Annotated in this window: 13 protein-coding genes; 8 read left to right on the top strand and 5 right to left on the bottom strand. The window is 44.0% G+C overall.

Annotated elements, in window-relative coordinates; translation table 11 throughout:
• Nucleotides 1-72 precede the first annotated feature (72 nt).
• The 3 genes from ASG33_RS18615 (at nt 73) to ASG33_RS18605 (ending at nt 4514) form a co-directional block, all read left to right on the top strand.
• Nucleotides 73-633 carry an NAD(P)H-dependent oxidoreductase gene (locus ASG33_RS18615; RefSeq protein ID WP_056288811.1) on the top strand — a complete coding sequence of 187 codons (561 nt, stop codon included), beginning with the start codon at nt 73-75 and terminating at the stop codon, nt 631-633.
• A gap of 10 nt (nt 634-643) precedes the next feature.
• Nucleotides 644-3334, top strand: coding sequence for a cation-transporting P-type ATPase (locus tag ASG33_RS18610; RefSeq protein ID WP_056288807.1), 2691 nt, complete (start codon nt 644-646; stop codon nt 3332-3334).
• 265 nt (nt 3335-3599) lie between these two features.
• On the top strand, nt 3600-4514 hold the full coding sequence (locus tag ASG33_RS18605) for a TIM barrel protein (protein WP_082489312.1): 915 nt from the start codon (nt 3600-3602) through the stop codon (nt 4512-4514).
• Here the strand turns inward: ASG33_RS18605 and ASG33_RS18600 are convergent.
• Nucleotides 4495-5322, bottom strand: a complete 828-nt coding sequence (locus ASG33_RS18600) for a hypothetical protein (RefSeq protein ID WP_056288802.1) — start codon at nt 5320-5322, stop codon at nt 4495-4497. The two genes, ASG33_RS18605 and ASG33_RS18600, sit on opposite strands and share 20 nt — an antisense overlap.
• Nucleotides 5323-5433: 111 nt before the next feature.
• Here ASG33_RS18600 and ASG33_RS26105 point away from each other — a divergent pair, with 111 nt between their 5' ends.
• The 4 genes from ASG33_RS26105 (at nt 5434) to ASG33_RS18585 (ending at nt 10009) form a co-directional block, all read left to right on the top strand.
• Nucleotides 5434-5652 carry a hypothetical protein gene (locus ASG33_RS26105; RefSeq protein WP_229238729.1) on the top strand — a complete coding sequence of 73 codons (219 nt, stop codon included), beginning with the start codon at nt 5434-5436 and terminating at the stop codon, nt 5650-5652.
• A gap of 3 nt (nt 5653-5655) precedes the next feature.
• Nucleotides 5656-6012, top strand: a complete 357-nt coding sequence (locus tag ASG33_RS26100) for a JAB domain-containing protein (protein ID WP_310589218.1) — start codon at nt 5656-5658, stop codon at nt 6010-6012.
• Between the two features lie 158 nt (nt 6013-6170).
• Nucleotides 6171-8165, top strand: a complete 1995-nt coding sequence (locus tag ASG33_RS18590; RefSeq protein WP_056288795.1) for an ATP-dependent endonuclease — start codon at nt 6171-6173, stop codon at nt 8163-8165.
• The gene (locus ASG33_RS18585) at nt 8162-10009 is read left to right on the top strand and encodes a UvrD-helicase domain-containing protein (protein WP_056288792.1); all 1848 of its coding nucleotides are present in this window, start codon (nt 8162-8164) and stop codon (nt 10007-10009) included. The genes ASG33_RS18590 and ASG33_RS18585 overlap by 4 nt, the downstream gene beginning before the upstream one ends.
• A 172-nt stretch (nt 10010-10181) precedes the next feature.
• Here ASG33_RS18585 and ASG33_RS18580 read toward each other — a convergent pair whose 3' ends face one another.
• Nucleotides 10182-10601, bottom strand: a complete 420-nt coding sequence (locus tag ASG33_RS18580) for a helix-turn-helix domain-containing protein (protein ID WP_056288789.1) — start codon at nt 10599-10601, stop codon at nt 10182-10184.
• A 179-nt stretch (nt 10602-10780) separates the two neighbouring features.
• Here ASG33_RS18580 and ASG33_RS18575 point away from each other — a divergent pair, with 179 nt between their 5' ends.
• Nucleotides 10781-11107 (top strand): hypothetical protein, encoded by a 327-nt coding sequence (locus tag ASG33_RS18575; protein ID WP_056288786.1) that lies wholly within the window; start codon nt 10781-10783, stop codon nt 11105-11107.
• On the opposite strand, the gene ASG33_RS18570 is transcribed toward ASG33_RS18575, so the two are convergent.
• The 3 genes from ASG33_RS18570 to ASG33_RS18560 all read right to left on the bottom strand — a co-directional run bounded on the left by ASG33_RS18570 (nt 11104) and on the right by ASG33_RS18560 (nt 13478).
• On the bottom strand, nt 11104-12060 hold the full coding sequence (locus ASG33_RS18570; RefSeq protein ID WP_056288782.1) for an abortive infection system antitoxin AbiGi family protein: 957 nt from the start codon (nt 12058-12060) through the stop codon (nt 11104-11106). The two genes, ASG33_RS18575 and ASG33_RS18570, sit on opposite strands and share 4 nt — an antisense overlap.
• 31 nt (nt 12061-12091) lie before the next feature.
• Entirely contained in the window at nt 12092-13006 is a 915-nt protein-coding gene (locus tag ASG33_RS18565; RefSeq protein ID WP_056288779.1) for a BRCT domain-containing protein, read from the bottom strand.
• 91 nt (nt 13007-13097) lie between these two features.
• Complete coding sequence (locus tag ASG33_RS18560) at nt 13098-13478, bottom strand: DUF1579 family protein (RefSeq protein WP_255356532.1); 381 nt, start codon at nt 13476-13478, stop codon at nt 13098-13100.
• Between the last annotated feature and the right edge of the window lie 70 nt (nt 13479-13548).

The raw sequence follows: 13548 nt of genomic DNA, 5'->3' as shown, positions 1-13548 counted from the left end.
CTTTGCTCCTGGTAAACACCAGAAAGGAAGTCTATTGTTTTGTTAACGGGTTTAATATTTAAACATACCTCCATGAATATTTACATTTTACTAGCTCACCCCAATAAGGATAGTTTTAATGGAGGGCTGGCTGATGCTTACGAGAAGAAAATGTTACTGGCGGGGCATCAGGTCCGCCGACAGAATATTGGTGAAATGCAGTTTGACCCGATTCTCTGGAAAGGGTACTCCGTTATTCAGCAGCTTGAACCGGATTTGCAGCAGGCGCAGGAAAATATTCTATGGTGTCAAAAATGGGTGATCATCTATCCGGTATGGTGGGGCTCGGTTCCGGCAATCTTCAAAGGCCTTTTAGACAGGGTATTGCTGCCGGGATTTGGCTTCAAATACCATGAGAAAGATCCATTCTGGGACAAATACCTTGGCAAAAGGTCAGCGCACGTTATTACTACCTCGGACGCGCCCGCGATCTGGTTATGGTGGCAATACGGCAATAGTGATATCAAAGCCATCAGGAAAGCGACACTGGAATTTTGCGGGATCAAACCAGTGAAGGTTACCCGCATCGGCAGGGTCAAGTATCTGGATGAAGAGAAACGCAGTAAGATTATCAAGGATATAGCTGCAGACTAGCACTTTAAATATGGCAAAAGCCTTTCAAGAACTCAGCCCACAGGAATTGGCCCAAAACCTTCAGACGGACATTGCGAAGGGACTTTCCAGTGCCGAAGCCAAATCCAGGAATCAGCGTTTGGGGCTTAATGAGCTGAGCCGCGAGAAACCTGAGAGCCTCTGGGCGATACTGCTCAGGCAGGTCAACAGCCTGATTGTATGGATACTGGCGGCAGCGGCGGTCGTCTCATTTTTAATGGGAGACACAGTAGAAGGCTTTGCCGTCCTGGCTGTTATTGTCATCAATGCAGCAACCGGATTCATACTCGAATACAACGCGCGCGAATCCATGGAAGCGCTTCGCAAACTGGATACGACACCCGCCCGGGTTCTCAGGGACGGGCTAATCATGGAGATACATTCTGAAAACGTCACCGAAGGCGATATACTGGTGCTGGAAGCCGGCGACCTGGTACCAGCGGACGCCAGCATAGTGCAGTCCAACCAACTTGAAGTAGATGAATCTGCCTTAACGGGCGAATCGCTCCCGTCGGCAAAACGTGTTGAACCCTCGGTTGCTGATGCGTCACTGGGCGACCAGCACAACCGGTTGTTTAAAGGGACTGCCATTACCAACGGAAATGCGAAGGCCATCGTTACCGGCATTGGTCAGGCGACGGAATTGGGCAAAATCGCGACGATGGTGCAGCAGGCCAAACGCACGGCCACGCCGCTTGAAGCCAAACTCGATTCGCTGGCCAAAGTACTGATCTGGATCACGATCGGGTTGGCGATGCTGTTTTTAGTAGTCGGCTTGTTGCGCGGAGAAGAAACCAAGCAGCTGATAGAAACTGCAGTTGCGCTGGCCATTGCAGCTATACCGGAAGGAATGTCGGTGGTAGCAACCGTGGCACTGGCTTACGGGATGCTCAGACTTGCTGAAAAGAAAGTAATCGTAAAACGACTTTCTGCGGTGGAAACGCTGGGCGGGACCAATGTGATTTTTACAGACAAAACCGGCACACTGACCCAGAACAAGATCGAAGTACAGCAACTGCATTTTCCGGCAGGTGATTTGTTGGTAACCTTGCGCCCCGGAAAAAATGGGAGGGAAGAGATGGAACTGGCTGGCGCGGATTTAGACCTTTCAAGCTCAAAGGAATTTGAACTATTGGCCCGGACAGGGGCACTGGCTAACAATGCGCAGCTGAATACCGGAGAGCCGGACAGGAAACAGATCGGTGACCCGGTGGAAATCGCGTTGCTGCGTTTCGCTGAAGGCACGGGCATTGATCTGCAAGCTCTTGGTTCGAAATACATCAGAAAGGCGGAAAAGGCGTTCAGTTCTGACACGCGCATTATGGGAACGCTGCACGAGTCGGAGGGGACGTACTATGTTTCTGTAAAAGGCGCGGTCGAGGAAGTATGTGAGCTTTGTTTTTGGGAAAGCGATACTAGTAGAAAAGAAGAACTCGAAATTTCAGAGCGTATGGCAGCTGAGGGACTTCGTACACTTGCTTTTGCTTGCCGCGATTCAGGGCAAATGCCCGCCGAGGATTTTACAAGAGAAGAAAAGCTCACCTACCTGGGCCTCATTGGCTTTCTGGATCCGCCGCATATGGAAGTGACTCCCGCATTGCAGGCCTGCTATGATGCTGGAATTAAAGTGATTATGGTAACAGGGGATCATCCTGCCACTTCATTGAACATCGCCAGACAGGTCAAGCTGGTTGGGCCGGGGGAGCAACTTGTTCTGACCGGGAAAGACCTTCAATCCTTTGATTTTTCGTCTGAAACAGACCAGCAAAAAATGCTCAAATGCCAGGTTTTCGCGCGGGTCAATCCGGCCCAGAAACTGATTATGATCGATTTTTACCAAAAACGCGGAGACATTGTCGGTATGACCGGCGATGGAGTAAACGATGCGCCGGCTTTAAAAAAATCAGACATTGGCATTGCGATGGGGTTGCGTGGTACGGCCGTAGCCGCAGAAGCGGCCGATATGATCTTGAAAGACGATTCTTTCAGCTCCATTGTAAGAGCGATCGGGCAGGGGAGAGTAATCTTCGAGAACATCCGGAAATTCATCGTTTTCCTGCTTTCCTGTAACATGAGTGAGATTTTTGTGGTCACTTTCGCAGGCTTTTTAGGCGTTGGCAATCCCTTGCTGCCACTGCAAATCCTATTTATTAACATCATCACCGATGTATTTCCTGCGCTCGCATTGGGTGTTGGAAAAGAAAATCACAAGCTTATGCATTCGCCACCGAGGGATCCCAAAAAGCCTGTTCTTGAAATGAAAGACTGGCGCAGGATTGTTTATTACGCGCTGGCGATAACGATCTGTGTGCTGGGTGTTTTCTGGTATGGAACAAGTCAGCTGGGATTGAGCCCCGAGGAGGGAAATACGGTTACTTTTTATGCATTGTCATTGGCGCAATTACTGCATGTTTTCAACCTATATTCGGGCAAAGGCAGTTTTTTTTATAATGAAATTACGCGCAACAAGTTCATCTGGCAGGCGCAAGGATTGTGCATTCTGATCCTGCTGAGTACCTATTTTATTCCATTCCTGAAGCAAGTACTTTCCCTGCAGACACTCGACATGCAATCTTTTGCTTTGATATTGGCAGGAGGGATATTGCCGCTTTTAATTATCCAGCTTAGTCGCATTATAATACAAGAAGCTCCCGATAATCATAAAGCGCCACCGATCCCATGACAACTCTTCTTTTTGAGTCTGATCCATGTTCCGTGAATTGTCAATGCCTAAAATATAGCCAGGTCCAAAGAGCACCACTCAAAAACGCCAGCCCGCGCACAATATATCACAGACCGGGCCAGGTTCACGTGTTTCATAAATGCCTTTTCAAAACCGAAACAATGAATGCGAAGCCCAGATTTAGCTTGCTAAGTAGATTTTCTCGTCAAATAGCTTGATTAGAGCGGTACAACCTACTCAAACACCCTGAAACCGATTGATCCTAATGAATAGCCGCAGAACATTTCTAAAAAGCAGCATGGCGCTGGCCGCAGTAACCGCTCTTGACCTGCCCGTTAAAAAAAGCAAACAAAAATTGTCGTTCTCTACATTGGGCTGTCCCAAATGGACGCTGACCGAAATTGTGACCACCGCGGCCAAAGAGGGTTACGATGCAGTGGAAATACGCGGATTGCAGGGAGAACTTTATCTGCCTAAATGTTCTGAATTCAGCACACCGGAGCAGATTGCCACAACCCGCAAGCTTTTTGCGGACAATCAAATCAAGATCTGCAACCTGGGCGCCTCCACTGCCCTGCACCATCTTGATCCCGAAAAACGCAAAAAGAACCTGGATGAAGCGCGTGCTTTTATCGACCTCGCGCAGCAGCTCGCCTGTCCTTACGTGCGTGTGTTTCCCAATGATCTTCCCAAAGATCAGGATCGAGAGAAAACGATCAATATGATTGGAGAGGGGCTGCTGGAACTTGGCCATTATGCCAAAGGAAAGCATGTTACCGTACTGCTGGAATCTCATGGGGAGGTAATCTGGAAGGACGTGCTGCTGCGCATCATGAAACAGGCCGATCATCCGAACGTGGGGCTGATCTGGGATATCTACAATATGTGGTCGATTACCAAAGAGTCGCCTACGGAAGTGTATGCGGCGCTAAAAAAATACATCCGGCATGCGCATATCAAAGACGGCAGGCAGGTCGATGGCAAACCGGCTTATACTTTCATCGGCAAAGGCGAGGCCCCGCTCACCGAAGCGATCAATGCACTCGAAGGAGGCGGATACAAAGGGTATTACAGTTTTGAATGGGAGAAAATGTGGCATCCCGAAATCCCGGAACCTGAGCTTGCCTTCGCTGACTATCCCGGCGCAATCAAACCTTACTTTAAAGCCGGCCGCCGCTAGAGGTGACCTTATTTAAAAAATTCACCCCAATCAAATATGGCGTTAGCAGGGTGATAGCCGGGATATAGGACACATAGTTGGCCATGGCAAGCGGCGCAGGGAGGTTGGCAGGCAGCAGGTTCAATAGCGCACCCAGGCAACAGAAGAAAATGTAGATAGAGCTGGCAAGCCGACTGAGATTGCCAGCTCTCCTTAGCGCATAAGCGAACACAGCTGTGCCTAAGTAGATCAATGTTACTTCAATCATTCTTACAGCCATGAAGGCTGTGGATACTGTTTGAAGCCATTCGGGCTTGGCGGGCGCTCCTGGTTGAGAATATTTCACAAATACATTCGTCAGAAAAAATCCCCAGTAGATCATGTTTGCGATGAAAAGGGGAAGTGCTATTACAAACATCGCCTTCCCGACCTTTGCGAAACGCACACCCGAGCCGCTACTAAGCATATCATACATTCTCAGAAAACCAATCGTGGTGAACGTACCGCTCACGATCAGAATGCAATATCTCAATTGCTGCTCCCAGGCCAGCGCTGCCCATCCCTCGGCGGTTTCGGGAGGCGGGCCCATTCCGGCAAAAACAGAAATAGGCGCCCAGGACATGATTAAGGGCCATGCGATGCCGCGAACAGTCTCACTTTTTGCATCTCCCAGCGTCTTCAACGCCAGGAACATGAACAGCATGTTCAAGAACCAGCCCGGCAGGTACACCCAATGGGATTGGTGCCCGAAAACGAAAGCCATCACAGTCACCATGACGGGAACAGCAAGGAGGAAGATGTAGCTGAGTTTCTGAGTGAAAGTTTTCATTAACAAACAAACGTCAAGTACATGTCAATGTATGAATGGTAAAGGACAATGCAATGACAATCAGCGTTTCTTGTATCAATGATGCCCACTACTTGCTTGCCCAGTGCCAGAATGATGCGCTATCATTCATTCAATACTATCCCAATCAAGGTAATGATGGAAGGCTTCGCGAATGTTTCAAACTTGTATCCGGTAGCAGAAATTGAGCTAATCTACAAATCCAAGGTACAGGCAAGTCAACGTCCAAAAATAGAATCGTCCAAAGATGCATACAAAGTGCTGATGCAAAGCTGGTCGTGGACGGCTAGTCGTGAACGGCTGGAACCCTGACCGCTGCTCCACGACGGGGAAGCTTCGTCGCACGTCGCACTTGAAGTTATTGAAGAGTTCAAGATACTCTTACTGAACAATGCCAGCCGCGTGCTAGGTATTTTTAAAGTTTCCAAAAGCGGGATTTCGGGAGCGAGTGCCGATGTAAGGATCGTTTTTGCAGCTGCTTTGAAAGCGAATGCAACTGGGATTATCCTGGCACATAATCACCCTTCCGGCCAGCTCGTGCCGAGTGATGCTGATGAGTATGTTACTGAGAATATGAGAAAGGCTGGCGAGTTGCTGAATATCCGGGTGCTGGATCATTTGATCGTGACGGCGGAAGGGTTTTGCTCTTTTTCGGATGAGTGCTTGATCTAAGGTTTGATGAAGACTTGATATGATATGTATACAGCTGGATTGAATCAGGTCTGTTATTTCGACCTATAATCCAATTAGCAAAAGTTAGCTAATTGGATTTTTCAAGTATATTTATTGCTCTATCATAGATTTCAAATCTTCCTAAAAAGACTGAGTAAATGCAAATCACAAAACTAATTATTAAAGGATTTAGGTCGTTTGGGCCAACCGGTGCTGAAATCCTGATAAACCAAACACTAGCTGCCTTCATAGGGCTTAATAGTTCAGGTAAGACAAGTGCAATCGAGTCACTCAGAAAGTTATTTGGTTCTTCCTCCTCAGAAAGGGAAATTCTACACCATGATTTTCATTCTTCGAAGAACGAGCAGCCCGGTGAGGTTAGTAATAAACAACTTTCAATCGAGGTAAGGGTTGATTTTTTTGAAAAAGGAGATGATGCAGTGCCTCATTTCTTTCAGCATATGGTTGTGGAGGAGGAAGGTGGAAAACCATATTTGAGAATAAGATTAGAAGCTTCGTGGGAACAATCAGATCGAGAACCAGACGGGATAATAGACAGTAATCTGTTTTTAATAACCTCGGCTGGACATTTGAATGAAGAAAAACAACTTTACCCAAATCATCTTAGAAGCCTATTCCAAATAATATATGTTCCTGCGATTAGGCGACCAACTGAACAGCTGAGATACGCTTCTGGAACAATGCTTTATAGAATCTTGAAAAAAATCAAATGGTCAAATGATTTCAAAGTTGATTTTGCTACAAAAATAAGCGAAATAAATAATGAATTTAAAGGGCTGCGAGAATTCACGACCATACAAGCATCAATAAGCTCGTTTTGGAAAAAGTTTCATAAGGATTCAAGATATGCCGAATCTACCCTGGGCTTTGAAGCGGGAGATTTGGACTCGATATTGAAAAAACTTGAAATCTCATTCACCCCATCTCCCGTGCATAGGAAATTCCGTATCGACGACTTGGGAGAAGGGTATAGGTCACTGTTTTACCTGACTCTAGTTTGTAGCCTCCTTGACGTGGAAGAGAAGCTAGCGAAAGACGAGGGCAGTGAAACTGGAAATGCCCCTCTCTTAACAATACTTGCAATTGAAGAGCCCGAAAATCACATTGCACCTCAACTGCTAGGTCGTGTCGTAAAGATTCTAACTACAATCTCAGAAAAAGATAATTCACAAGTATTTTTATCATCTCACACTCCGGCGATTGTAAAAAGAATAGAACCGGAATCCATCTATCATTTTCGAGTGACAAAGGAATATGAAACACAGGTCAATACTATAAAATTGCCAGCGGAAAGGGTTGAAGCATACAAATATGTCAAAGAAGCCATTCGCAACTATCCAGAAATATATTTTGCGAAGATTGTAGTTATCGGGGAGGGAGACACCGAGGGTGTGATTTTCAACCGCTTAATGGATTTATTCGACACTGATTTCGATGATAACATTATAACTTTCGCTCCGCTAGGACACCGGTTTGTAAATCACATTTGGACTATGCTCAAAGCTTTACACATACCTTACATCACTCTCTTGGATTTGGATGTTGGTAGAGAAGGTGGTGGATGGGGGAGAATTAAATATTCCTTGGAACAGCTCATGAATGTCGGTGTCGATAAAAATGAACTATTTGAATTGGAAGGTGGTGAAATTATGTCTGACCCGACCTTCGATAGTTGGAGTTCAAAAAAGGTGAATGACGAAGCTGATCTAAAATTGTTAGTGAGTTGGGTTGATTATCTTGAAGATTTCGATATATATTATTCGGGAAATCTTGATTTAGACTTCTTAATGCTTAGTTACTATCCAGCGATTTATAAGACAATAATCCCGGCGGGTGGTGGACCAAGAATACCAGATAAGGTAGCTGAACTTGATAAATTCAACGCGAAAGTAAAGACAGCTGTACAAGCTACATTGAAATCTGAAAACTCGGATGGAAGTATTTACTCAGATGCAGAAAAGGAATTAATGATTTGGTACAATTATCATTTCCTTGGTCGAAGTAAGCCTGGTACACACATAGAAGCGCTCGCTGCCATGAGCGACGATGTTCTTAAAAAGGGCATTCCTCCTTTACTTGTGCGAATATTCGACCGCATTTCCGAAATTATATTATCAGAAGTTGAGAAATGAAGAAAGTGGATGAAAAAGTTTGGACGCCAGCGGATGGATTGTTTTTAGAAGATAATGCATTACAAGTCATAAAATCTAAAAGTAATAACCTGGTTATTGCTGGACCTGGCGCTGGTAAGACAGAGCTTTTAGCTCAAAAAGCAGGATATCTCTTGCAGACTAATGTATGTAAATATCCAGGCAAAATTTTGGCCATTAGTTTCAAGAGAGATGCTGCCTTCAATCTTAAGGATAGAGTTTCACTACGATTGGGTGAAGAGTTGGCAAAGCGATTTGATTCGATGACCTTTGATTCTTTTGCTAAGCAAATTTTGGATCGATTTATGTTGGCACTCCCAGCCGACTATCATATTTCGTCTGATTACAATTTGACACTATCCGACAACTTGGCCCTCGATTTATACAAGCTAATTGATAAAGATTTCTTTTTCAAAAAGGGTCGAACCGATCTTGTAACCCACCATACAAAGGTCAAGCTATCTACACCGCTAGACTTTAGCAAAAGTCAACGAGCTGAGGTTTGGAGAAGGATGTTAAGAGATTCACCTTCTCAGCTTACTTTCAAGATGATTATGCGACTTGCAGAATTAATTATTGCGAGAAATCCTAGAATTCGGACGTTTCTTCAACAAACATACAGTCATGTTTTTCTTGACGAGTTTCAGGATGCAACCACTATCCAATATGAATTCTTTAAGACTTGTTTTCTTAATAGTGACTTGCAGTTTACCGCAGTTGGTGATGACAAGCAAAGAATTATGGTTTGGGCGGGAGCTCGGGAAACTATATTCGAAGATTTTGAAAAAGACCAAAATGCAGTAAGAGTAGCTCTTACTACGAATTTTAGATGTGCGCCTAGACTAATCAAATTGTTAAATTATCTCACCGAGCATTTGCTGAATAAAAGAGATTTTGCTATACCACCCCATAATGTTGATTCTGAAAATGGGGAATGCAGTGTTTGGAAGTTTGCAGATCCCGAGATGGAAATGAAATATATTTTTGAGGCTGCAAAATCTTGGATAAGTAGTGGGGTTGCTCCCAGAGATATATGTATTTTGGTTAAGCAGCAGTTGGAAAGGTACGCTGGTGGGTTGATAGAATATTTAAATCGAAATGGTATAAATGCGAGAGACGAGAGTAAATACCAGGAATTACTTACTGATGATGTGATATTGTACATTATATATTCAATTGAAAATATTGTCGGCGCCGGTTCTTTACAGGCAAAAAGCTTCTCGTTACGATTTCTTCGTAATCTTCATTCTGAATATGAGGATGAAAAAATGCTGAAACTAGAAATTGCCTATTTCAAATTTTGCCAAAGAATGCTCCAATCGATTACGCTTGGGCAATCTTCTTCGAGTACTATTAGTGAGATGATATCGAAAATCCTTGATTTTGCCGGGCGAGATCGGATAATGGCATATTTCCCTAATTACAATAACGCTACTTACTTCAATAGTTGTGTTGCTAGTCTTGAAAGTGAGCTATTGATCTGTTATGCCAGAGCTCAAAACCTAGTTGCGGCCATTTCTATGATAAAAGGAGAAGAAACTATACCTGTAATGACAATTCATAAAAGTAAGGGCCTTGAATATCATTCAGTTGTTTTTGTGGGTCTTGAAGACTCAGCTTTTTGGACATTCGAAAGACAGCCCGATGAGGACAAGTCTGCATTCTTCGTAGCGTTGTCCAGAGCAAAAGAGCGGGTCATCTTCACCTTTTGTGATATACGTGATGGCCGAACCAAGGGCGAGCGGCAGGCAAACAAGAAGATCCGCGTGTTTTTTGATCAAATGGAAAGTTCTGGATTGGTAAATATTAGAACACTTGGAAATTAACTGATGTGGAGGTGGGCTATGTATGACATATCACCGGAAGTTATTATGGCGGTATATTCCCATTACATTGTTCGGCGAGTTGTTAAGTCACCAGTTTGCTAATCGTCTAAAAATAGTCTCTAAAGGGGCAAAGAATGCCTTATCTTACCGACACAAGTGTAATAAATACTGCTTATTTGCCAATCAACCGCTCCAATCGCCCCATCATCTCATCCTTCTCTGCCAACATCCGCTCATATAAAGCAATCTTCTCCTCATGCAACTGAATGATTTTGTCTATTGGATTGATGTGCTGAATATTGACACCATTATTGTTTACAGCATTACCTGAGAAATTGCAGGATATGTTATTAATCGCTTGCTCCTCGTTAAAATTCCGAATAGCCTCAGCTGGTATTTTTAGTATTGCCGCAACTTGTTCCAAAATATCCGAGTCGATTTTTTCCCTTTGTTCGAGTAGCGAAATTTTTTGCTGGTTCCAATCTTCGCCAAGCTCAAACGCGAGATAGTCTTGCTTGATTTGAAGCATCTCCCTGAAACGCTTTAAGTTACGGCCTTCGTGGATCTTCGGATTGGAGGTAGTATGTGCCATGTGGAAAGGATGTTTGATTAAAAAAAGCAATTTATATAAATCTGCCGGGAAGTTCCCGGATATCTTACAGGATTGCAGTGTATGTTACCGAGCGGAAGTGTTGCGTACTGCCTGCGAGAGTGGGTGTTTTGCAAAAAACGTAAATGCGAGATTTTGTATCACACTTTTAAACCAACAAAATGGACACACAGCCACACTTGGACAATGAATTCGAAGATTCCGAATCGACGGACCGACTCCACCGCGCCTACGGCCGGAAAGTTAAAGAGCTGCTTAGCCAAAGTGACGCCGAGACTTGGATTGAAGATCTTTGGGATATGTACACAGGTTTCACGCTTTTCAGCCAGGAAGCTGGGTATGATCCGCGAGGTCACAATAGGTTTGTTTCTTTCAAAGAGCTTGTGTTTTTCTTTCAGGATGTTGGGAAGATGAAGAAGTTAACATTTAGATCTGTGACATTGTTTCTAACCATTCCTTTATTTAACATTTCCGATATTAGTAATTAGTGAACATCCTTTTCGATTGCCGTCCATGCAAGAATCTTTGCTATTAGTCGGTCCTTTTCCCCTGGGGCTTCGACGGAGTTCCCGCAAACACTTTTAAAATTTGGATCAGATATGTAAGCTTTCAGTGCCTCAACCGACTCTTGATTGTCGACAATAATTTGATCAATGTCATCAGCACTGAATGCTAGTTGGCCATAGATTGGTCTCTTTGCTAAAAAGTTCTCATAATTTGACTTTACAAGATTTCGTTGATCATCCATTATTTCGATTTCCTCGCAAACTCTAATTCGGGGTAAATTTTTAGGAATAAATCGCCACTCTCGCTCAAAATAGTATGGGTGGTCGGGGATTTGATCTGCACCACGATGGTATATACCATGAGTCGGCTTATAAAATAATTCAAAGCGAGATAAATCTTTATGCATTCCTTCGAAGTTATTGTCTTTCAATGGATAGACGGCTCCAACAACATTTGGATTATTATTATAATCGTCCTGCTGAATGGTACTGTAGAAATCTGCATAATGAGGCAGCGATTCCAAAACTGACTTATTATTACCGTGGAACACATCTGCTATAAGTCCTTTTCTAGTTTGAAATTGCAGGTAATTGTTTATCCAGTTGAACAATCCCATCATATAAGATTGAGGCGAAACATATATTATTGGATTCATTCCATTCTTCTCGGCCCAGGATCGAGTCATTCCAAAGCCAAAGACTTCACTTTTCGAAGTCGAGTAAAAATTTGCGTGTGAACGGATTTGGGAAATGGGTAAATCGCAAAAGCAAACCATTGGTATAGCTCTTCTCTCCTTAATCATGGATCCGTCTTGATCCTGGAAGTATTCAATTTCATCACTAAATGAGATTCTGTAACCTGTTTGGAGAATTCCCTGGATAGCAGCTAATTTGCCTCCAGTAAAATGGTAGAGGAAGGATGATGTTATGGACATGGGTTTTTAAAATTGTAATGGAAGAGAAAAATTAATGCGAATAACCAAATTCAAGGAGTTGAGTAAACAAATCCTCCTCAAAAACCACTTCCGGTCCGGCACCTTTCTTCTTCATATTCATGGCTTTCTCCACCTTTCGTCCGTACATTTCAAATGCCCAGGCTGGGTTCCGTACGTCGCATATTACCAGGTAGTGAAGCTTAGCGGTAACTGAGTCGGCGGCAATGCCTCCGTACATTTCAACAATCTGCGCCAGTTCCTTCCGCGAATACCTGGAAGACTCCCCAGTGAAACAGAAGGTACATTCTTGAATAAGGATTGAAACCTGCTGCTCAGCAAGCTTGACAGGAATCGTGACCTTCTCTTGTTCGGTTGGTCTGATGGAAGTAATGGATTGGCAGAACGTAAGCAGCTCGATGTGATCGTCAGCCGATAACTGTCGCTCTGCTTGAATGCGCTCAATGGCTGGAAGCAGGGTGTCAAATGGCCAGGTCTTAAACATGGGCGCATTGTTGGAAGTCCAATTGCCCAAAGCGGTAAGCTCCTCAATGTTGATCGTTTGGTCCGCAGAGATCCCAGCCAGAAACCCGCCAAGCTGTTGCGTGGAAGATGTGATCACATCATAATATGGATTCCGGTTGTAATCCAGGTAATTCTTGCAAAGCCAGATCAAATCCTCAGCTTCTTCCTCTGTGACAACGCCATCGCTGATAATGGCATTGATCTTGGCGACAAACTTGTTGTAAGGAGCCTTTGTCTGCAAGCTGGATACCGATTCGATCCACGCACTGAGCAATCCAATTTCGCTGTCATTAATATGGCCATCGGCCTGAATGCCCACGATCAGCCCGTAGAGCGTGTTTAAATCTTTGTGAACCTGAGCCGGTCCGCAGAACTGGCGGAATGAGCCACTGTCGTAGGTGTCGAAGTGGGAGGTGTTGAGCATTTGAGAAGTTGAGTTAGGTTTACTTTTCGGAATAAGAATCCGATGTGAACTTTTTTAACCTTGAATGCTCAATTATTGATTAAACGGTAATTCAATTTCCTGTAATCCTGGAATATTCCAGGCTCCTGGTGATTTTCTTCGTGCCGTTTTGCTCTTCGTAATAAGTCTCTGTGTAATGCGAATCATCCACGATTTGCAGGACTCTTTGTTTCCTGATCTTAAAACCTGGCCGTAATTCGCTCTCCCATTCATAGATGAAAACAGCAGTATTGGGATTGTAATTGCCAAGTTGAGTATCGATGTTACTCCCAATATGATTATTGATTGAACTGGAAATAAATGCCTTCTTTACGTTGTCATAACCTTCAATTTCCATTTCCTGGTAATTTTCGAGCTTCATTTGTCCGTTGGCAATCGGTATCTGGAGTTTGCCACCTGTTACTTCAACAACATAGAACCGCCCTTTGTAAATCGGTTTCCTCGTAATTGTTCCTTTGACAAAAGACAGATTTTTATCTTGGAAAGCCCAGTCACAATGAAAA

This window comes from Dyadobacter sp. Leaf189, assembly GCF_001424405.1.
In the GTDB taxonomy this organism is placed as follows: Bacteria; Bacteroidota; Bacteroidia; order Cytophagales; family Spirosomataceae; genus Dyadobacter.
Note: the sequence above shows the minus strand (reverse complement) of the source record. Positions and strands in the feature narration are given on the sequence as shown.